This is a genomic window from Rhodococcus sp. 24CO (genome assembly GCF_050586165.1).
GTDB lineage: Bacteria > Actinomycetota > Actinomycetes > Mycobacteriales > Mycobacteriaceae > Rhodococcus_F.
Map to the genome: position 1 here is coordinate 402,033 of NZ_JAZFNF010000005.1, position 18,939 is coordinate 420,971.

Below are 18,939 nucleotides of genomic sequence, written 5' to 3' on the forward strand. Positions count from 1 at the left end.
GAAGAACCGATCGGCTTGTGACAGAAACCTCCGCGAATACAACGGCGCCGGCAACAAATGCCGTGCCAGCAGTCGCCCTGAAGGACGCCCGATTGTCCTTCGGCGCCCGCACCCTCTGGGACGGCCTCGACCTCGAGGTTCAGCCCGGCGAGTTCATCGCCGTTCTCGGCCCTAACGGCTCCGGCAAGACCTCGCTTCTGAAGATTCTGCTGGGGCAACTACAACTCAGCGGCGGCAGCGCAGAAATCGCCGGAACCCCGGCGCGCGCCGGAAACTCGCACGTCGGGTACATCCCGCAGCAGAAATCCATCGACGACGGACTTCCGCTGCGCGGGCGCGACCTTGTCGGTCTCGGGGTCGACGGACATCAGTGGGGCACCGGCCTGCTTCGGCGGGGGCGTCGGCGCGCGATTGTCGACAACGCCATCGCGCAGGTCAGCGCCGAAGCGTTCGCGGACGCCCCCATCGGATCCATGTCCGGCGGTGAGCAACAGCGATTGCGTATTGCGCAGGCACTGGTCGGCGATCCGAAGATCCTGCTGTGCGACGAACCGCTGCTCAGCCTCGACCTCGCCAACCAGCATCTGGTGTCCACGTTGATCGACAAGCGTCGACGCACCCACAACACGGCCGTGCTGTTCGTGACCCACGAGATCAATCCGATCCTTCCGCTGGTCGATCGGGTGTTGTATCTGGTCGACGGCAAGTTCCGCATCGGAACGCCGGCCGAGGTGATGACGTCCGAGGTTCTCTCGGATCTGTACAACACCGACGTCGAGGTACTGCAGGTTCGTGGCCGCCTGGTTGTCGTCGGCACCGGCGACGCCATCGACGCTCTCGGCAGCGCGGGCGGCCTGCGTCCGGGCGAAGGCGTCCACCACAGCGATGAGGATCACGCGTGAGCAACAAATTCACCGACGCGATGTCGCGGATGTTCGACGTGTCCGCCACCGTCGACCTTCTGCAGTACGACTTCGTCCAGCAGGCATTGATTGCCGGCGCGATCCTGGGATTGTTGGCCGGCATCATCGGCCCGCTGATCGTGAGCCGGCAGATGTCGTTCTCCGTTCACGGAACCAGTGAACTGTCGCTGACCGGCGCGTCGGCTGCCCTACTGGTCGGTGTGAGTGTCGGCGCCGGAGCTATTGTGGGTTCGGTGGTCGCGGCAGTTCTCTTCGGACTGCTGGGAGCCAAAGCACGAGACCGCGATTCGGTGATCGGCGTAATCATGGCCTTCGGGCTCGGACTGTCGGTGCTGTTCCTCTGGGCGTACGACGGCCGAACCGGAACCAGCTTCTCGCTGTTGGTCGGTCAGATCGTGGCACCGGGCAACAGCGGACTCGAACTGCTTCTTCTGTGCGCAGTCATCGTGATCGGCACACTCGGATTCATCTACCGCCCTTTGCTGTTCGCCAGCACCGATCCCGAAGTGGCTGCGGCACGCGGTGTTCCGGTACGCGCGCTGTCCATCGTCTTTGCGGTTCTGGTCGGCATCACGGCCGCCCTGGGTGTGCAGATCGTGGGCGCACTGCTGGTGATGTCGCTACTCATCACGCCCGCCGCGGCGGCCGCCTACGTCACCGCGAGCCCGCTCAAGGCCACCATCCTGTCGGTGGTCTTCGCGGAACTCGCCGCTGTCGGCGGCATCCTGCTCTCCCTCGCACCCGGAGTTCCGGTGTCCAGCTTTGTCACCACGGTGTCGTTTGTCATCTACCTGGTGTGCCGCCTCACCGGTTCTGCGCGACGCAAGAACGCGGGACGGATTCCGGCGCACGCATGACGATCCGCGTCGACCTCAACAGCGACCTCGGCGAGGGATACGGCGCCTGGACGCTCGGTGACGACAACGCCATGCTGACCGTGGTCACCAGCGCCAACATCGCGTGCGGCTTTCACGCCGGTGACCCGGCCACGCTGTTGGCGACGTGCCGCTCCGCTGTTGCGCAGAACGTGCGGATCGGCGCGCAAGTCGGATACAACGATCTTTCGGGATTCGGCCGACGCTTCATCGACGTCTCCCCCACCGATCTCGCGGCCGACGTCATTTATCAAATAGGGGCACTCGACGGACTGGCCCGTGTTGCCGGCTCCCGTGTCACGTACGTCAAACCTCATGGCGCGCTCTACAACGCGATAGTGCATCACCGTGAACAAGCGCGTGCAGTTGTCGACGCCGTTCGCAGCTACGACGCGACCCTCCCCATTCTCGGTCTGCCGGATTCGGTGTTCCTGGCCGAAGCGGAAGCGGCCGGTCTGACCGTTGTGACCGAGGCCTTTGCCGACCGCGCGTACACACCGGAGGGGACGTTGGTGCCCCGAAACCTGCCGGGCGCCGTGCTTCACGATCCAGTTGCCATTGCCGAACGCGTGCGACGGATAGTGCTCGAGGGCGTCGTCGACGCCATTGACGGCAGCCGCGTGACGGTCCGCGCCGACTCGGTGTGCGTCCACGGTGATACCCCGGCCGCCGTCGACATGGCCACCGAAATCCGGAGACTGCTCACCGCGTCCGACGTGGCGATCACTCCCTTCACCTGATTCCTGCGCCGGACTCCTCGGTGCGGGACAATGACTTCATGGCATGGCTCGACGTCGTTCGCCCCGGCCCGTTGACCACCGTCCAGGACCATGGACGGGCAGGTTGCGCGGGCATCGGCGTCGGCCGCTCCGGCGCCGTTGATCTGAGCTCCCACGACGCGGCAAACAGGCTGGTAGGAAACGCACTTCACGCCGCCACGCTCGAAATCACGACAGGTGGATTCGCGGTACGGGCTGTCGGGCCGTTGACCGTCGCAGTCACCGGGGCGAGGGCACCGGTGACTGTCAACGCACATCCCGCTGCCGACTACTCCACTCTCCAACTCGATGGCGGCGACCTTCTCGAAATCGGCTACAGCACAACCGGACTGCGCACCTATCTCGCTGTCCGCGGCGGCATCGACGTCCCGGAAACTCTCGGCTCTCGCTCCACCGACACACTCGCCGAACTCGGCCCAGCGCCCGTCCGCGCGGGCGATCACCTGCTCGTCGGAGTTGGCGAAGCCGAGTGGCCGATCGAGGATTTCATCCCACCGCCGGCGCCCACCCCATGCCCCGTTCCGCTCGGCATCACCCTCGGACCGCGCGACGACTGGTTCACACCCGCCTCCGTCCACGCATTGCTGCACCACGCCTGGACCGTCACCGAAGACACCGATCGAGTCGGCGTTCGGCTACGCGGCCCCGGACCGCTGCATCGCTCACGTACGTGCGAATTGCCCAGCGAAGGCGTCGTCTCCGGCTCGGTTCAAGTGCCCCCGAACGGTCACCCCGTGATATTCCTGGCTGATCATCCCGTAACCGGCGGGTATCCGGTGATCGCAGTGGTCACCGACCCCGGAATCGCCACGCTGGCGCAAATGAGACCGGGAAGTTCGGTTACCTTCCGGGTGGCGTAGGCGGCGCTGATAGTCTCAGCCACTGCTGGCGTCGGCGCACGGCCGTCGTGAATAAGCCGAAGGAAACTGACATATGAGTATGAAGAGCAGCACAATCGCTCTGAGCGCAGCCAGTTTGATCACCGCAGCACTTGTTCTCTCGGGATGCAGCAACTCCGACGACGGCGAGGCTGTCTCGGAAACCAGCTCGCAAACCAGCTCCGCAACCACCTCATCCGCCGCGGCGACGACGTCGGATGACAGCATCAGCTTCACCGGCGAACGCGTCACCCTCAACTCCGGCACCGACGCCGACGCACCGGTCATCAGCGTCAGCCTTCCGGACGGATGGTCGCAGACCCAGAAAAGCACCACCGGAAGCGTCACGGACATCCTGTCCAGCAACCAGGCCGATGCAAACGGCTTCATGCCGAACACGACATTGACGGTGGAAAGCCAGGGCACCGCAAGCCCCGACGAGGTACTTGCCGGCGCCCAGGCGTCGCTCGGCATACTCAACGGATGGACCGAGGTGAACAAGGTCGACCTCGACATCGACGGACAGAAGGCCATTCGAGTCGCCGGAACCTGGTCGCCGCCGAACGTTAACGTTCCCCTGTTGGCGGTCATGACCGTCATCGCCTACCAGGCTGACGAATCGTCTCCCGTGTACCTGGTGAGCTTCGCGAATCAGTTCACCGATAAGGAAGACATGGCGCTCTCCGACCAGGTCGAGGAAATCAACACATCGATCGAATTCAGCTAAGACCCCGTGCGCGTTTCTGGTAGTTCCCACTACCAAAAACGCGCACAGGGCCGAAGGCCCTAGCTGCTACGGCGACGACGAGCGATGTCCGCCAACACAACTCCGGCAGCAACCGAAGCGTTGAGCGACTCGACCGGTCCGGCCATGGGGATGGACAGAATCGCGTCGCAGTTCTCGCGGACGAGACGTGAGAGTCCCTTGCCTTCGGAACCGACCACGATCACCACGGGACCGCTGCCGTCGAAATCGTCGAGAGTGGTGTCGCCACCGGCGTCGAGGCCCACAACCTGAACACCCTTGGAGGCCCAGTCCTTGAGCGTGCGAGTGAGGTTGGTGGCGCGAGCAATCGGCAGACGAGCGGCGGCACCGGCGCTGGTACGCCACGCGACGGCACTGACGCTGGCGCTGCGACGCTCCGGAATCACGACGCCGTGTCCACCGAAAGCTGCGACCGAGCGCACGACTGCACCAAGGTTGCGGGGGTCGGTGATGTTGTCCAGCGCGACGAGCAGTGGCGGCTCGGCGTGCTTACGCGCCTCGGACAGGAGATCGTCCGGGTGCGCGTAACGGTACGGCGGAACCTGCAGCGCGATGCCCTGGTGAAGACCGTTGGCGCTCAGGCGATCCAGATCGGTGCGGGGCACCTCGAGGATGGAGATGCCGGCGTCCGCAGCGAGCTGAACGGATTCCTTCAGACGATCGTCGCTCTCGGTGCCGACGGCAACCCACAGCGCCGTCGCCGGAACGCCGGCGCGCAGGCACTCGACCACCGGGTTGCGCCCGAGCACTGTCTCGGGACCGTCGAGAACCTTGCGGCCCGGACCCGGGCGGCCACCGCGCCCCTGCTTCTCGTCGGCCCGTGCGGCGCGCGCTGCACGCTTCGCCGCGGGATGCTTGGTGCGTGCCTCGGCGGGCGGCGTAGCGCCACGCCCTTCGAGACCGCGACGGTGCTTACCGCCGGAACCGGCAACCTGGCCCTTCTTGGTGCCGCCCTTACGGACTGCGCCGCGCCTGCTCGAGTTTCCAGCCATTGTTACTGCCCTGCCTTCAGGGACCATTCGGGTCCGTCGGGAGTATCGGTTACTTCGATACCCGCCTTGATGAGGCGATCACGGACTTCGTCCGCCACCGCCCAGTTCTTTTCCGTCCGTGCCTGCTGCCGCCGATCGAGATCAGCGCGCACCAACACGTCCAAAGCTTCCATTGCCGCCTCGGTGTCGCCACCGGACTGCGACCAATGCGCGTCGAGGGGGTCGACGCCCAGGATCGCGAGCATCGCCCGCACCTGACCTGCCGCCACCCGTGCCGCACCCAAGTCTCCCGCTGCGAGCGCGGTATTGCCCGCACTCGCCTTGCCGTGAATCTCGGCCAACGCGATCGGGACCGACAAGTCGTTGTCGAGCGCTTCCGCGAAACCCTCTGTCCACGTCCCGAGTTCGACGCCGCCTGCGCGTTTGTGCGTGCGCAGGACAAACGTCTCCAGCCCTTGGTAGGACTTGGCGCTCTCTTCGAGGGCTTCGTCCGAGTACTCGAGGTTGGAACGGTAGTGCGCACTACCGAGGTAGTACCTAAGTTCTTGCGGACGAACCTTTTTCAAGACATTCGGCACCGACAGCACATTGCCGAGCGACTTGGACATCTTCTCGCCGCTCATCGTGACCCAGCCGTTGTGCAACCAGTACTGAGCAAAATCGTCGCCGACGCACTTTGCCTGGGCAATCTCGTTCTCGTGATGCGGGAAGACCAAATCCCTTCCACCGCAATGAATATCGAATGCAGCGCCGAGGTAAAACTCGGCCATGGCCGAGCATTCGAGATGCCAACCGGGACGCCCGGGCCCCCACGGAGTCGGCCACGAGGGTTCGCCAGGCTTGGCCGTCTTCCACAGCGTGAAGTCACGCGGGTCACGCTTGCCCTCGGCAGCACTCTCACCCTGATGGACGTCGTCGAGCTTGTGCCCGGAGAGAGCGCCGTATTCGGGGTAGCTCTGCACGTCGAAGTAGACGTCACCGCCCGCGGCGTACGCATGGCCGTTCGCGATGAGACGCTCCATCATCGTGACCATCTGCGTGACGTGACCGGTGGCCCGCGGTTCGATCGACGGCGGCAGTACACCCAACTGGTCGTACGCCCATGTGAAGGAACGCTCGAACGTCGTGGCCCACTCCCACCAGGGACGGCCGGCGTCGGCAGCCTTGTTCAAGATCTTGTCGTCGATATCCGTCACGTTGCGCACGAATGCAACGTCGTTGTCGTGCGCCAGCAACCAGCGGCGCAGCACGTCGAATGCGACGCCGCTACGCACGTGGCCGATGTGAGGATCACCCTGGACTGTCGCCCCACACAGGTACACCGATGCATGTCCGGGGACCAACGGAACAAAATCCCGCAGGGCCCGCGTACCGGTGTCGTATAGGCGCAGGGTCACGACCAGCGATCTTACCTGTCGTTGCCGGTTGTCATGACCAACGCGGTGGCCATGGCGGCGATCCCCTCGCCGCGCCCGGTCAAACCGAGTCCGTCGGTGGTGGTGGCGGAGACCGAAACCGGGGCACCCAGAACATCGGAAAGGACCCGCTGCGCCTCATCTCGACGCGGACCGATCTTGGGGCGATTCCCGATGACCTGAACTGCGGCATTGCCCACCGTGAACTGGTTTTCCTCGAGCAACCGCCGAACCTCGGCGAGCATCCGGATGCCACTCACTCCGTCCCATTCCGGCCTGCCGGTACCGAAGACGGATCCGAGGTCGCCCAATCCCGCCGCAGAGAGAAGAGCGTCACACAACGCGTGAACGGCAACATCGCCGTCGGAATGCCCAGAGCAACCGTCTGCTTCCTCGAACAACAAACCGGCCATCCAACACGGCCGTCCTACCTCGATGGGGTGAACATCCGTCCCCAGACCGACTCGCATCCAGTTTCCGTCCTTACGAATCCGCATCCAGAAGTGCTCGGGCAAGTACCAGGTCGAGTGGCGTCGTGATCTTGAAGGCATGAGCTTCACCGGCGATTGTCTGTACGGAAACGCCGAGTCGCTCGACCAACGACGCGTCGTCCGTTGCCGCCAGATCCCCGGCATCGTAGGCCTGGCGCAGTACCTGCGCGGAAAAGCCCTGGGGAGTTTGTACCGCACGAAGTTCGCTGCGAAGCGGGGTACCGGTGACCATGCCGTGAACATCGACGGACTTGATGGTGTCCGTGACCGGCAGCACGGGAATGACCGCAGCGCTGCCCGCCTTCAGTTCAGCGACAACCCGCGCAATCATCGCCGGTGGAGTCAACGCTCGCGCAGCATCGTGCACGAGGACGAACTCCGCGTCTCCGGCCGCCGCGAGCCCGGCCCGCACGGAATCCGTGCGTTCCGACCCCCCTGCCACCACGTCGACGTCGTCGCCACGTCCCAGATCAGCCTTGACCGATCCAAGAAGTTCAGGCGGCACAATCACAACAACGCGGTCGACCGCTCCGGATTTCCGGAGCCCGTCAACCGCGCGTGCAAGCATGGTGCGCCCACCGAGTTCGACGAATGCCTTGGGTATCTGCTCACCCAAGCGCACTCCCCGACCTGCGGCAGGAACCAGTGCGACTACCGACACTGTCAGCTTTGTTGTGGTGTTGATTCAGGACGCGGTCGCGAGGACCTCGTCGAGAATGATCTCAGCCTTTTCGTTGTCAGTGCCCTCGGCGAGCGCGAGCTCCCCGACGAGAATCTGACGAGCCTTGGCAAGCATGCGCTTTTCACCAGCAGAAAGTCCACGATCCTGCTCACGACGCCACAAGTCACGAACAACCTCGGCGACCTTGTTCACGTCACCTGAAGCAAGCTTCTCGAGGTTTGCCTTGTATCGACGAGACCAGTTGGTGGGCTCTTCGGTGTGCGGTGCACGCAGAACCTGGAAAACCTTGTCGAGGCCTTCCTGGCCGACGACGTCGCGAACTCCGACGTATTCTGCGTTGTCTGCGGGAACTCGAACTGTCAGATCGCCTTGAGCAACCTTCAGAACGAGATATTCCCTCTGCTCACCCTTGATGGTGCGGGTTTCGATAGCTTCGATCAGCGCCGCACCGTGATGGGGGTATACGACGGTGTCTCCGACCTTGAAAATCATGTGTCCCGTGCCCCTTTCGATTCCACTAGTTTAACACGTCGAAGAACCAGCCATGCATCAACGGCGCAGGTCAGGGGCATCCTTGCTCGAGCGTAGGGGTTGACAGTGCCTGTTGGACGTGCATTCAACCAGCGTCGACGGCCTGTTCACGGCGGCGTGAAAGCCCACGCGGACAACCGTTGTGGCTACCCAGCGACCGGCCCGCGAGAGCTGACTACTACTCTGCCTAGTGGAGTGCGAACCTGACGCCCTGGAGGACAAACCGTGACTGCTATCCGCAAGCCGACTCGCCGAGTCGCTACCGCCATTGCACTGGCTGCAGGCGCAGCCATCGCGCTGTCCGCATGCGGCTCGGGACAGGTGAGCCAGACTGCCATCCAGCAGGCCGCCGTGAACGGCAACAGTGCCACCGTTGGTGACATCGCCCTGCGCAACGTGCATATCGCCTACCCCTCGTCCGAGGAATACAGCATCGAACCCGGTGGAAAGGCCGTGCTGGCCTTCACGATCGTGAACGAGAGCACGGAGACGACCGACAAGCTGGTCAGCATCACCACTGACTACGCGGCAAGCGTTGTCGCCGGTGAAGAGGTTGCCGGATTGGTGATCAAGCCGCAGACGTCCCTGCAGGCCGGAGAGCTTCCCGCAGGCGCGTCCGCTGAGGCCGAAGCCGAGAAGCAGATCGAGAACAAGGACCAGAACACAGACGCTCCCGCAGCGCTCATGCTCGTGGTCCTCGAAGACATCAAGGCCGGCGTTCGCCCGGGCCTGACCATCCCGATCACCTTCACCTTCGAGAAGGCCGGCCCGGTCACGGTTCAGGTCCCTGTCGATGCCGGCCCGCAACTCGAGCGTGACGTGTCCGAGAAGTCACCGGTCGAGGGCTCAGGGCACTGAGCTTGTAAACCTCAGGCGGACACTGCGTTTCGCCGAGGTCACGAATTGCCACACTAGAGGCGGGGTCCATGTCGGACCTCGCCTCTAGTCTGTTCCGGTGGCCAAAGCGAAATCGAACTACCGGTGCTCCGAATGCAAATCCGTCGTGCCCAAATGGGTCGGCCGCTGCCCCGAGTGCGACACGTGGGGCTCCATGGCCGAAGTGTCCGTCGTCGCTCCGGTCGCCAGTCGCGCGGGAGCATCGCTCGCCAAGGCGGGATCGGCCGCTGTCCTGCCCACCACACCCGCGACTCCGCTCACCCAGATCGACAGCCAGAGCACCAAGGCCAAGCCCACCGGGATCGGTGAACTCGATCGTGTTCTCGGCGGTGGTGTTGTTCCCGGGTCGGTCGTCCTGCTCGCCGGGGAACCTGGCGTAGGCAAATCCACGCTGCTACTCGAGGTCGTCTACCGGTGGGCGATGCGGAGTCCGCAGGATCGCGCGCTGTACGTCACCGGCGAGGAGTCGGCCGGACAGGTCAGGCTCCGGGCCGACCGCACCAATTCCGTCCACGAACGGATGTACCTGGCCGCGGAAAATGACCTCGCGACGATCCTCGGCCATGTCGAGCAGGTCAAACCCACACTGGTGATCGTCGACTCCGTGCAAACCATGCTCGCGGCCGACGTCGACGGCGTTGTCGGTGGTGTCACACAGGTCAAAGCGGTCACCAGCGCGCTCACGTCGTTGGCGAAGTCCAGCGGAATCCCGGTACTCCTTATCGGCCACGTCACCAAGGACGGAGCCGTGGCCGGCCCACGATCGCTCGAGCATCTCGTCGACGTGGTCCTGCACTTCGAAGGAGACAAGCACTCCACGCTTCGCATGGTCCGCGGAGTGAAGAACCGATTCGGAGCAGCCGACGAGGTGGGTTGTTTCGAACTCACCGAACAAGGCATCAAGGAGATCAGCGATCCGTCCGGATTGTTCCTCCATCATCGGGAAGAGATGGTGGAAGGCACTGCTGTCACCGTGATGATGGACGGCAAACGCCCACTGCTCGGCGAAGTACAGGCATTAGTGGCACCTACCCCACTCCCAACTCCCCGCCGCGCTGTGAGCGGCCTGGACACCGCGCGTGTCGCCATGGTTCTGGCGGTACTCGAACGACGCGCCGGAGTGTCGATCGCCAAGGCCGATGTCTACGCGGCAACCGTGGGCGGCATGCGAATGACGGAACCAGGTGCCGATTTGGCTCTCGCCATCGCCGTCACGTCCGCGGTGAAGGGAAAGCCGGTTCCCAAGGGAATGGTGATCCTCGGCGAAGTCGGACTCGCCGGAGAGGTTCGCCGAGTTGCCGGCGTCAACCGACGACTGATCGAAGCCGCCCGATTGGGATTCACGAGTGCAATAGTGCCCGTCGACTCCGGGCCGAACATTCCCGGCATGCGAGTCAACGAAGTGACGAACATAGCCGAAGCTTTGACCTACGCCGGTTTACTCGGCGGCAAACAGGGCGCGCCTCGACCCAAGCTCACCCCCGTCAAATGACGGCGGTGATCAGTGCTGGGCAATCAGACAGACGAGGTCCCGAACGGTGAGGTCGGAACGCCGTCCACAAATTCCTGGGTCTTGGCAAAATGCTCGGGAGTGATGGTCAGGAACAGTCCACGCGACGTTCCGACTATCACGTCCGGATCAGCCGCTGGACCTTCGACGATGACAGCTTCGGCGCTGGTGTAGACCTTGCGCCGGACGGTGCCGTCGACACGAGCCCGAAACTCGAGAACCGAACCCAGCGGGATCGGCCGCGCAAAGTCGATCTCGAGGTGACCGGTCACCACCGGCGTGCCGAGGACCATGCATGCCACGCCCTGCACCTCGTCGAAAGCGGTGGAAAGTATTCCGCCGTGAATGACTCCGGGTCCACCCTGGTACTTCTTCGCGACGTCGAGGCGTCCGGTCACCTCGAGGCCCTCACCCGCCCTGAAACTCATCGCCATCCCGGCCGGCTGATCGTCGCCGCAACCGAAGCACTTCGACCAGTGCTGAGGCAACTTCTCACCCGCCGCCGGGAAGAATTCGACGGGCACGGGCACGGTCAGGTCGTCAGGCAAAGTCCAGGTGCTACTCACGGATAGGTAATCTAATCGAAGGATCTGCCAGTACCAGCTATCGGACCCGAACTTAGTGACATCGACCTCAGCAGGGAGTTTCTCAATGATCAGTGCGATGGCGGATCCCCAGTCGTCGCCGGCGTTGAGAGAAACCATCGCCAGACTGGCCCCCGGAACCGCGCTCCGCGACGGCCTCGAACGCATTCTTCGAGGTCGCACCGGGGCCCTGATTGTCCTCGGCTACGACGACGAGATCGAAGCGCTCTGCGACGGTGGTTTCAACCTCGACGTGGAGTTCGCGCCCACCCGCCTTCGGGAACTCTCGAAGATGGACGGGGCGGTGGTGCTGTCCACGGACGGCTCGCACATCGTCCGCGCAAACGTTCAACTCGTTCCGGACCACAAGATCCCGACCGTCGAATCCGGCACTCGGCACCGCGCGGCGGAACGCACGGCAATCCAGACCGGATACCCGGTCGTGTCGGTCAGTCAGTCGATGTCGATCGTCAGCGTCTACGTCGGCGGCATCAGACACGTCATCGAAGGTTCCGCCACGATCCTTTCCCGGGCAAATCAAGCCGTTGCGACACTCGAGCGGTACAAGGCACGTCTCGACGAGGTCACCAGATCACTGTCCGTCGTCGAGATCGAGGACTTCGTGACTCTGCGCGACGCTTTGACGGTGGTTCAGCGACTCGAGATGGTTCGACGCGTATCGCTCGAGATCGAACAGGACGTCCTCGAACTCGGCACCGACGGTCGCCAGCTCGCCCTTCAGCTCGAAGAACTGGTCGGCGACAACGACATTGCGCGTCAGCTCATCGTCCGCGACTACCTTGCCGGCCCCGAGCCGGTCGGAACGGCCGCGATGGACAATGTGCTCGCCGCCCTGGACCGCGTAACCGATGCCGATCTCCTCGACCTGACAACACTCGCGCGAGTGCTCGGTTACCCGGGCACTATCGAAGCCCTCGACACCCCGATGACGCCCCGCGGATACCGGGTTCTCATGCGGGTACCACGGCTTCAGTTCCATCAGATCCACCGATTGGTCGGATCATTCGGCACGTTGCAAGCTCTACTGGCTGCTACTGCGGCCGACCTTCAGTCCGTCGAAGGTATCGGTGGGCTGTGGGCCCGTCACATCCGCGAAGGTCTGTCCCGGCTCGCCGAATCTTCGATCACCGGTTCATTCAACTAGGCGATATTGAACGGCTCCGCGCTGCTACGTAGGGCACCGAGCTGGCCGACAACGGTGTACGCGCCGGGGCCCACGGGATTGCGCTGCGGATTCTGCGAAGTGGCGCAGTCCGGACTCGATGTCGTGGCGGACCAGGCAACCTTGAAGGCTGCCTGCTCACCCGGTTCGAGGTTGCGTACATCCGGCGCCGGCTGTGGGTAGCAGTCGACGTTGGACCACAGTCGGTTCTTGCCGTCGATGCTGTAGACAAGCACCTGCTGGAGTCCACCAGCCAGGTCGCGGTCACACGCGGCGGAACCGATGTTCGTGATCACAATCGTGAAGGTCGGTTCCTCACCACCGGCGAAGGTCGGCTTGTCTGCCGTTGCTTTGACCGCGAGGGACGAGTCGGCGCACTGCCCAGCGGGCACCGGAGCCGCGCTGGTCGTCGACGTGGTCGAACTCGCAGCAGCAGACGTCGCGGAACCGTTCGAACCGGAATCACCACTACCTCCACCACCGTTGCCGCCGGAGTTGTTGCTTCCCGACGGGTTCGGTGTGAACGACACCTCCGATGTGAGCGAGGAAGTCGCGGCCGCGGCATCTGCTTCGGCAGGATCGTCTCCCCCACCTACCAGTGCGGAAATCGCCCAGATCAGCAACACCAGGGCGATAACGGCAGCACCGATGGCCAGAGCCCGGCGACGCCAGTAGATCTGAGGGGGCAGTGGTCCATTCGGTTCCAACACGGTCTCAACGGTAGTTGGCGAAAGGCTCACAAACGGTCAGCTGAGACGGCGTGTCGGCACCGTGTGACGAAGGACTGCGGGGATTATCCCGGCCTACTCGCCGATTTCCCCTACTACGCCCTGCAGACGCATGTGTCCGTCGGACAGCGTGTAGGTGACACCCGCGATCGCGCACTCTCCCTTGGCCACCTTGTCGGCAATGATTCGTGACCGCTGCATGATGAGCGAGCCCGTCTCGACAACGTGCCGGCCCTCGAGTTCGTCGACAGTCTTCAGTCCTTCGTTACGTCCCATGAGAATGGACGGCGCAACGCGTTCGATCACACTGCGAATGAAGCCGTCGGGCACTGCACCCTTGTCGAGAGCGTCGAGCGTGGCTTTGACGGCGCCACAGCCGTCGTGCCCGAGCACAACGATGAGAGGCACGTTGAGAACGTGCACGGCGTACTCGATGGAACCGAGAACGGAATCGTCGAGCACGTGACCTGCGGTGCGGACGACGAACATGTCACCCAACCCCTGATCGAAGATGATCTCGGCGGCAACACGGGAATCACCACAACCGAACAGCACGGCGGTGGGGTGCTGTTCGTTGACCAGCTTCGCGCGATCCGCGATTCCCTGGCTGGGATGAATGGACTCGCCGCCCACAAATCGCTCGTTTCCCTCACGGAGGGACTTCCAGGCGGACTTAGGACTTGAATTCGGCATTTCAATATTGTGCACCCGCCGCGATATTCCGACACATCGGGAAGGGCCTGGTCGCGGAAACCAACCGCCTTGTCCGTAGTCCGGCACGCGGAGGAGCATCGACCTCCGCAGCGTACGATCCCCCCAAGCCTTATCGAACGATAGCTAATGGAGAAGTCATGGTCACGAAGAATTCGGCGAAAACTGCCACCACCGAGGCCAGTTGGCGACGGATCGAGCCACTCGAACTGAGCCCCATCCTCCAAGCTGCCCTCGAAGGATTCTACGACAACGGCTTCCACGGCACCTCCGTGCGAGATATCGCGCGCCGCGTCGGTGTCACGATCCCTGCGCTGTACTACCACCATCAGAGCAAGGAAGGAATTCTCCTCGCGCTCTTGGAGATCTCGACCGGCGACGTGCTCGCGCGTGCACACACCGCCTCGGCCGACGGCGGCGACGACCCATGCCAACAGCTCACGAATGTCGTCGAAGCGATCGTGTTGCGCATGACAACCCGATCCCGCCTGGCAGCCCTCGAAGGTGAGGTGCGGTACCTCAGCCCCGAGAACCGGCAGCGATACCGCATTGTCCGCAAGGGCATCGAGGAACTCGCATTCGACATCGTCGTCGATGGCGTCGAACGAGGATTGTTCTCTGTCGCCGACACAGCCGAGACCACTCGGGCACTACTCGCTATGTGCCAGTCCATTCCGCGGTGGTACCACGCGGAAGGCGAACTCAGCCCGGAGGAAGTCGCCAAGAAATATGCACAGATCGCCCTGAACACGGTGGGATGCAAGCCTCGCCCCAAGCGGACTCGCTAGTTCTCACGGCGCTGCAGTTCTCACAGTGCCGCATACTGTGCTCGAAGCTCGCGCTTGAGTATCTTTCCGGTAGCGCCCAGTGGGAGTTCAGCGACGACGTCGATCGATTTCGGGCACTTGTATCCGGCGAGGCGTGCTCGAGTGAATGCGATTATCGCGGTGGCATCGAGTTCGTGTTCTGCGGCGGCGACCACCACCGCCTTGACTGCCTCACCCCAGACCGGATCCTCCACTCCGACAACGGCAACCTGTGAAACGCCTGGGTATTCGGCGATTACCGATTCGACCTCAACGGGGTACACATTCTCTCCACCGGTGATGATCATGTCTTTGATCCGATCGGTTATGTAGACGTACCCATCGTCGTCGATCCGTCCGACATCTCCGGTGTGAAACCAACCGTCTGCATCGATCGCAGCCGCCGTCTCCGTCGGACGTTTGTAGTAGCCCTGCGTAGTCTGCTCGGATCTGATGCAGATCTCCCCTGACTGACCACTTGCTACCTCGGATGCGCCCGTGCCCACAACCTTCAACTCCACCCAGGGGTACGGTTTGCCTACCGACCGCAACAGCGAGACCTTCTCTCCGTCAATCGAATGGTCAGCGGCATCGAGTTGCGTTACAGCTCCGTGTGTTTCGGTCAGACCGTAGACTTGAAACAGCGGGGTGTCGAATGTGTCGAGAGCTCGCCTCAACACTGCTGGTGTGATCGGCGAGGATCCGTAGGCGATAGATCTGAGTGCTGCAAAACCTCGGTCTCGCGCGCCCGGTACTTCGACCATCATCCCGATCACGGAGGGCACCAGGAATGTATTCGTGATGCTCATAGTCTCCATCACGTCCAGCAGGTCAGGCGGCGTGAACTCCGACAGAATGACGTTGTGCGCGCCGTTCGCGAGACCGACGAGGACCCAACCCAATCCACCGATATGAAACAGCGGCATCGCACACAAACTGACGGATGATTCGTCGAATCCCCATGGGCCACCGGTCTGTGTACACGCCCCGAGATTCCGGTTCGACGTGAGAACACCTTTGGGCTTTGCCGTCGTGCCGGACGTATAAAGCTGCAGAACAACGTCATCCGAGCCTCCATGCCACCCGGGGTCCACCGTGCTCGCACCCGCCAATCGAGCTTCGTAGTCCGACGGGCCGGCACCGTCGATCTGAACCAGCCGCGGCAGCGGCGCTCCGGATTCCCGGACTGCGGATGCCGCACCGTCGAATTCACTGTGAAAGAACAACACTTGCGCTTCCGAATCGGAGAGCACCTCGGCCGCCTCTGCACCGGACAATCGCCAGTTGACCGGAATGGTTACTGCCCCGATCTTCGCCGCGGCCAGCACTGTCTCGACCACCTGCGTGGAACTTCTGTCCACAACCGCCACCCGAGAGCCTGCACCACAACCGAGCGCGATCAGAACATTCGCAAGCCGGTTTGTTCGAATGTCCAACTCCGCGAAAGTGATCGAACCATCACGACCAGTCAGAGCAAGGGCATCGGGGCGAGCAAGAGCATGACGACGACTCTCGTCGGCGAGGCGGTATTCCGTAAGCATGTGAGTAGACGATCTTTCTCAGTTCGAAGGAGCGGATTCATGTGCGACGGGCAGCCCCGAGGGAAGGTTCCCAGCGCATCAACCTGATACCCCCGAACCAACCACACCAAAGCCTTGCCGCTACGACAAAGCTCCGAGGTGTTTCATGACATCGGGGTACCGACGCAAATGCGCACCGCCATTGACGTCGAGAACCTCCCCCGTTGTCCACGACGACTCGTCGGAGGCCAGGTAGAGCACAGCTTCCGCAATATCGCGCGGCGATCCGTTGCGTCCGAGCGGCGTGTTCTCCGTGAAATCTGCCTGAATTACCGGGACAGACGTCAGCCCCTCGACAAGTGGTGTCTCGACCAGACCGGGAGAGACGGCGTTGACGCGGATCCCGCGCTCACCGAGCTCGAGCGCTGCAACCTCGGTGAGCATGGCGAGACCCGCTTTGGCGGAGCAGTATCCCGCAAATCCCGCGGCAGCCTGGCGTGCGTTCAGAGAGGTGATCGAGACGATCCCGCCCCCGGCCTCCATCGCTCGGGCAGCGTGTTTGATCACAAAGAACCCACCGGTCAGGCAGATATCCACCGTGCGCCTCCACGTCTCGGCGTCCAACTCGGTGATGAATCCGGGCAGATTCACGCCGGCGCAGTTAACTGCAATGTCCACCCGACCGAGCCTCGCCCGAGTTTCTGCGAAGACAGCCCGAACCGAGTCCTCGTCGACAACATCGACGCACACGGCTTCAGTTCCCCTGCCGAGTTCGACGGCCCGGGACCGTCCACCTTCGACGTCGATGTCACCGATTACAACCGTTGCACCTTCCGATGCCAGCAATTGCGCAGTTGCCCAACCGATGCCGGATGCCCCGCCGATCACGACCGCTACTTTCCCCGCAACACGTGTCGACATCAGCGAGGAATGTTCTCGTAGTAGGGGACCACGATTTCGTCCGTGCTGGTGACGTCGCCGAGCATCATTGTCGTAATGGGGTGAACGACGTGCGGGTCCACCTCGACATTGATACATGCGGGCACCCCGGCGTCGAATGCACGCTTCATCGCGTCGGCGATAGATGCAACATCCTTGACTCGCTCGCCGTACCCGCCGAAGGCCTCGGCAACCTTCTCGTATGCGCTGTCCGCGAGCTCGGACACGACGATACCTTCATCTCCGTACACAGCTTCCTGACCGTGGATCGACATCCCCCACACGGCGTTGTTGAATACCACTGTCACAACGGGTATTCCGTGACGGGCCATAGTGTCGAATTCCTGGATGTGAAATCCTGCGGCACCGTCGCCGGTGATCAGCACGACGGGCGATTCCGGGCGCGCACGATGTGCGCCGATAGCAAATCCCGGCCCGATTCCCAGACAACCGAGATACCCGAGGCGCAGAACGCCACCCACTTGTTCTGTCGTCGTGAAGAATTCACCCCATGACGGCGCCTCGGCACCGTCCATGACAAAGGTCGTGCCGGGAGGGCAAGCTTCGACGATCGCGCGCGCCGCGAAGTACGGATGCGCCTTTCCGGTCTGCGTCTCCTGATCCGTGAATCCATGACGATGCGCGTGCCTCGCACTGGTGGCGGCCTCGACCCAGTTAGTCCAGTCAGGCCATTGACGTTGATCAGCAGCAGTTTTCAGCGCAACGAGCGCCTCACGGCAGTCGGCGAGGATCGGAACCTCGACATCCTGCATACGTCCGATTTCCGACGCGTCGACGTCGATCTGTATCAACCGCGCGCCAGGGAACAGGCTGGTGCGCCCGCCCGTGAACATTCCGGCCCGAGCTCCGACTACCAGCACCACGTCGGGAGTCGGCTGCCCGAGGGCAGGCAAAGACCCGATCGCCAACAGTCCGCCGCCGGCGAGACGATGACTTGCGGGTATCGCTCCATCCGACTTTCCCGGGTAGAACACGGGTACATCCACCGCTTCCGCAAATGCCACCAGAGCCTCGCCGGCGCGAGAGAACGTAACACCACCGCCGATCACAATCGCGGGATTGTTCGCGCTACCAAGCACATCGAGTGCGGCTTCGACAGCCGAGGCCGTTGGACCGGGCCGTGCGTCGACTGTGTAGTTCGCGGGGAATCTCACGGCGTTTTCGTCGGCTTCACCGAACATCACGTCGATCGGAACTTCGAGTAGCACTGGACCCGGAATTCCGGTCGTGGCCTTGCGAATAGCCAGAGCAACGATTTCGGGCACGCGTGCCGGGTCGGTTATTCGATAGGCCCACTTGGTCACCGGTGTGGCCGCTGCTATCTGATCGAACCCACCTTGCAGTGGATTCGTCTCGGTCTCGCGCATCGGCGGAGCCCCGACAACGAAGATGGTCGGAGTGCGATCGAGCAGCGCATTGGTCAGCGCGGTGTAGACGTTGGTAAAGCCCGGACCGGATGTGACGACACAAACGCCGTACGTCCCAGTCACCCGCGCGTAGGCGTCGGCGGCATGCCCGGCAGTGGCTTCGTGACGGGTGTCGGTGAGGCGAATGCCGTTTCGCCGACAGGCAACGAGGAAAGCATCCAAATGTCCTCCATGCAGGGTGAATACCTCGGTAGTTCCGGCTTCTGCTAGGGCTCTGGCAAGCAGTTCGCCACCGTTGACAGTCATGGTTGTCCTTCCAGGAATCTGACGCTTGATTAACG

General features: G+C 63.0%; 20 protein-coding genes. 9 read left to right on the forward strand and 11 right to left on the reverse strand.

From position 1 onward, the window contains the following. Positions 1-17 precede the first annotated feature (17 nt). The 5 genes from V2B23_RS14770 to V2B23_RS14790 all read left to right on the forward strand — a co-directional run bounded on the left by V2B23_RS14770 (position 18) and on the right by V2B23_RS14790 (position 4,182). On the forward strand, positions 18-902 hold the full coding sequence (locus V2B23_RS14770; protein WP_045068409.1) for a metal ABC transporter ATP-binding protein: 885 nt from the start codon (positions 18-20) through the stop codon (positions 900-902). Beyond that, positions 899-1,780, forward strand: coding sequence for a metal ABC transporter permease (locus V2B23_RS14775; RefSeq protein ID WP_033232545.1), 882 nt, complete (start codon positions 899-901; stop codon positions 1,778-1,780). The genes V2B23_RS14770 and V2B23_RS14775 overlap by 4 nt, the downstream gene beginning before the upstream one ends. Next, complete coding sequence (locus tag V2B23_RS14780; RefSeq protein ID WP_430951027.1) at positions 1,777-2,538, forward strand: LamB/YcsF family protein; 762 nt, start codon at positions 1,777-1,779, stop codon at positions 2,536-2,538. Before V2B23_RS14775 ends, V2B23_RS14780 begins: the two co-directional genes overlap by 4 nt. A gap of 38 nt (positions 2,539-2,576) precedes the next feature. After that, on the forward strand, positions 2,577-3,437 hold the full coding sequence (locus tag V2B23_RS14785; RefSeq protein ID WP_430951028.1) for a biotin-dependent carboxyltransferase family protein: 861 nt from the start codon (positions 2,577-2,579) through the stop codon (positions 3,435-3,437). A 73-nt stretch (positions 3,438-3,510) separates the two neighbouring features. Beyond that, positions 3,511-4,182: an LpqN/LpqT family lipoprotein gene (locus tag V2B23_RS14790; protein ID WP_430951029.1), complete on the forward strand. Its 672-nt coding sequence runs from the start codon at positions 3,511-3,513 to the stop codon at positions 4,180-4,182. Positions 4,183-4,241: 59 nt separating this feature from the next. Here V2B23_RS14790 and rlmB read toward each other — a convergent pair whose 3' ends face one another. Genes rlmB through V2B23_RS14815 form a run of 5 tightly spaced genes read right to left on the reverse strand, consistent with a single transcriptional unit; the run spans position 4,242 to position 8,293 of the window. Beyond that, positions 4,242-5,213 (reverse strand): 23S rRNA (guanosine(2251)-2'-O)-methyltransferase RlmB, encoded by a 972-nt coding sequence (gene rlmB / locus V2B23_RS14795; protein WP_033232555.1) that lies wholly within the window; start codon positions 5,211-5,213, stop codon positions 4,242-4,244. A gap of 2 nt (positions 5,214-5,215) precedes the next feature. Continuing rightward, positions 5,216-6,610, reverse strand: a complete 1,395-nt coding sequence (gene cysS, locus V2B23_RS14800; RefSeq protein ID WP_430951030.1) for a cysteine--tRNA ligase — start codon at positions 6,608-6,610, stop codon at positions 5,216-5,218. Positions 6,611-6,621: 11 nt separating this feature from the next. After that, a complete protein-coding gene (ispF, locus tag V2B23_RS14805; protein ID WP_430951159.1) occupies positions 6,622-7,098 on the reverse strand; it encodes a 2-C-methyl-D-erythritol 2,4-cyclodiphosphate synthase in 477 nt (158 codons plus the stop codon). Between the two features lie 13 nt (positions 7,099-7,111). After that, positions 7,112-7,780 carry a 2-C-methyl-D-erythritol 4-phosphate cytidylyltransferase gene (gene ispD, locus V2B23_RS14810; RefSeq protein WP_430951031.1) on the reverse strand — a complete coding sequence of 223 codons (669 nt, stop codon included), beginning with the start codon at positions 7,778-7,780 and terminating at the stop codon, positions 7,112-7,114. Between the two features lie 24 nt (positions 7,781-7,804). Continuing rightward, the gene (locus tag V2B23_RS14815; protein ID WP_033232561.1) at positions 7,805-8,293 is read right to left on the reverse strand and encodes a CarD family transcriptional regulator; all 489 of its coding nucleotides are present in this window, start codon (positions 8,291-8,293) and stop codon (positions 7,805-7,807) included. 264 nt (positions 8,294-8,557) lie between these two features. On the opposite strand from V2B23_RS14815, the gene V2B23_RS14820 reads away from it, so the two are divergent. Both V2B23_RS14820 and radA read left to right on the forward strand, forming a co-directional pair. Continuing rightward, positions 8,558-9,190: a hypothetical protein gene (locus V2B23_RS14820; RefSeq protein WP_430951032.1), complete on the forward strand. Its 633-nt coding sequence runs from the start codon at positions 8,558-8,560 to the stop codon at positions 9,188-9,190. 97 nt (positions 9,191-9,287) lie between these two features. Beyond that, positions 9,288-10,721, forward strand: coding sequence for a DNA repair protein RadA (gene radA / locus V2B23_RS14825; RefSeq protein ID WP_430951033.1), 1,434 nt, complete (start codon positions 9,288-9,290; stop codon positions 10,719-10,721). Between the two features lie 23 nt (positions 10,722-10,744). Here radA and V2B23_RS14830 read toward each other — a convergent pair whose 3' ends face one another. Next, positions 10,745-11,305, reverse strand: coding sequence for a PaaI family thioesterase (locus V2B23_RS14830; RefSeq protein WP_430951034.1), 561 nt, complete (start codon positions 11,303-11,305; stop codon positions 10,745-10,747). Between the two features lie 97 nt (positions 11,306-11,402). Between V2B23_RS14830 and disA the strand changes: the two genes are divergently transcribed. After that, a complete protein-coding gene (disA, locus tag V2B23_RS14835; protein WP_033232701.1) occupies positions 11,403-12,488 on the forward strand; it encodes a DNA integrity scanning diadenylate cyclase DisA in 1,086 nt (361 codons plus the stop codon). On the opposite strand, the gene V2B23_RS14840 is transcribed toward disA, so the two are convergent. Both V2B23_RS14840 and V2B23_RS14845 read right to left on the reverse strand, forming a co-directional pair. Beyond that, a complete protein-coding gene (locus tag V2B23_RS14840) occupies positions 12,485-13,216 on the reverse strand; it encodes a DUF4232 domain-containing protein (RefSeq protein ID WP_430951035.1) in 732 nt (243 codons plus the stop codon). The two genes, disA and V2B23_RS14840, sit on opposite strands and share 4 nt — an antisense overlap. 93 nt (positions 13,217-13,309) lie before the next feature. Continuing rightward, entirely contained in the window at positions 13,310-13,927 is a 618-nt protein-coding gene (locus tag V2B23_RS14845) for a carbonic anhydrase (RefSeq protein WP_033232570.1), read from the reverse strand. A gap of 158 nt (positions 13,928-14,085) precedes the next feature. Between V2B23_RS14845 and V2B23_RS14850 the strand changes: the two genes are divergently transcribed. Then, on the forward strand, positions 14,086-14,733 hold the full coding sequence (locus tag V2B23_RS14850; protein WP_430951036.1) for a TetR/AcrR family transcriptional regulator: 648 nt from the start codon (positions 14,086-14,088) through the stop codon (positions 14,731-14,733). A 20-nt stretch (positions 14,734-14,753) separates the two neighbouring features. Here V2B23_RS14850 and V2B23_RS14855 read toward each other — a convergent pair whose 3' ends face one another. The 3 genes from V2B23_RS14855 to V2B23_RS14865 all read right to left on the reverse strand — a co-directional run bounded on the left by V2B23_RS14855 (position 14,754) and on the right by V2B23_RS14865 (position 18,904). Further along, positions 14,754-16,292, reverse strand: a complete 1,539-nt coding sequence (locus V2B23_RS14855; RefSeq protein ID WP_430951037.1) for a long-chain-fatty-acid--CoA ligase — start codon at positions 16,290-16,292, stop codon at positions 14,754-14,756. Between the two features lie 120 nt (positions 16,293-16,412). After that, positions 16,413-17,192 carry an SDR family NAD(P)-dependent oxidoreductase gene (locus V2B23_RS14860; RefSeq protein ID WP_430951038.1) on the reverse strand — a complete coding sequence of 260 codons (780 nt, stop codon included), beginning with the start codon at positions 17,190-17,192 and terminating at the stop codon, positions 16,413-16,415. Then, a complete protein-coding gene (locus V2B23_RS14865; protein WP_430951039.1) occupies positions 17,192-18,904 on the reverse strand; it encodes a thiamine pyrophosphate-binding protein in 1,713 nt (570 codons plus the stop codon). The genes V2B23_RS14860 and V2B23_RS14865 overlap by 1 nt, the downstream gene beginning before the upstream one ends. Positions 18,905-18,939: the final 35 nt, after the last annotated feature.

Coding starts and splice junctions, on each gene's coding strand:
- V2B23_RS14780 (WP_430951027.1), top strand. CDS start 1,777: ATGACGATCCGCGTCGACCTCAACAGCGACCTCGGCGAGGGATACGGC.
- V2B23_RS14785 (WP_430951028.1), top strand. CDS start 2,577: ATGGCATGGCTCGACGTCGTTCGCCCCGGCCCGTTGACCACCGTCCAG.
- V2B23_RS14790 (WP_430951029.1), top strand. CDS start 3,511: ATGAGTATGAAGAGCAGCACAATCGCTCTGAGCGCAGCCAGTTTGATC.
- rlmB (WP_033232555.1), bottom strand. CDS start 5,213: ATGGCTGGAAACTCGAGCAGGCGCGGCGCAGTCCGTAAGGGCGGCACC.
- ispF (WP_430951159.1), bottom strand. CDS start 7,098: ATGCGAGTCGGTCTGGGGACGGATGTTCACCCCATCGAGGTAGGACGG.
- V2B23_RS14815 (WP_033232561.1), bottom strand. CDS start 8,293: ATGATTTTCAAGGTCGGAGACACCGTCGTATACCCCCATCACGGTGCG.
- disA (WP_033232701.1), top strand. CDS start 11,403: ATGGCGGATCCCCAGTCGTCGCCGGCGTTGAGAGAAACCATCGCCAGA.
- V2B23_RS14845 (WP_033232570.1), bottom strand. CDS start 13,927: ATGCCGAATTCAAGTCCTAAGTCCGCCTGGAAGTCCCTCCGTGAGGGA.
- V2B23_RS14850 (WP_430951036.1), top strand. CDS start 14,086: ATGGTCACGAAGAATTCGGCGAAAACTGCCACCACCGAGGCCAGTTGG.
- V2B23_RS14855 (WP_430951037.1), bottom strand. CDS start 16,292: ATGCTTACGGAATACCGCCTCGCCGACGAGAGTCGTCGTCATGCTCTT.
- V2B23_RS14860 (WP_430951038.1), bottom strand. CDS start 17,192: ATGTCGACACGTGTTGCGGGGAAAGTAGCGGTCGTGATCGGCGGGGCA.
- V2B23_RS14865 (WP_430951039.1), bottom strand. CDS start 18,904: ATGACTGTCAACGGTGGCGAACTGCTTGCCAGAGCCCTAGCAGAAGCC.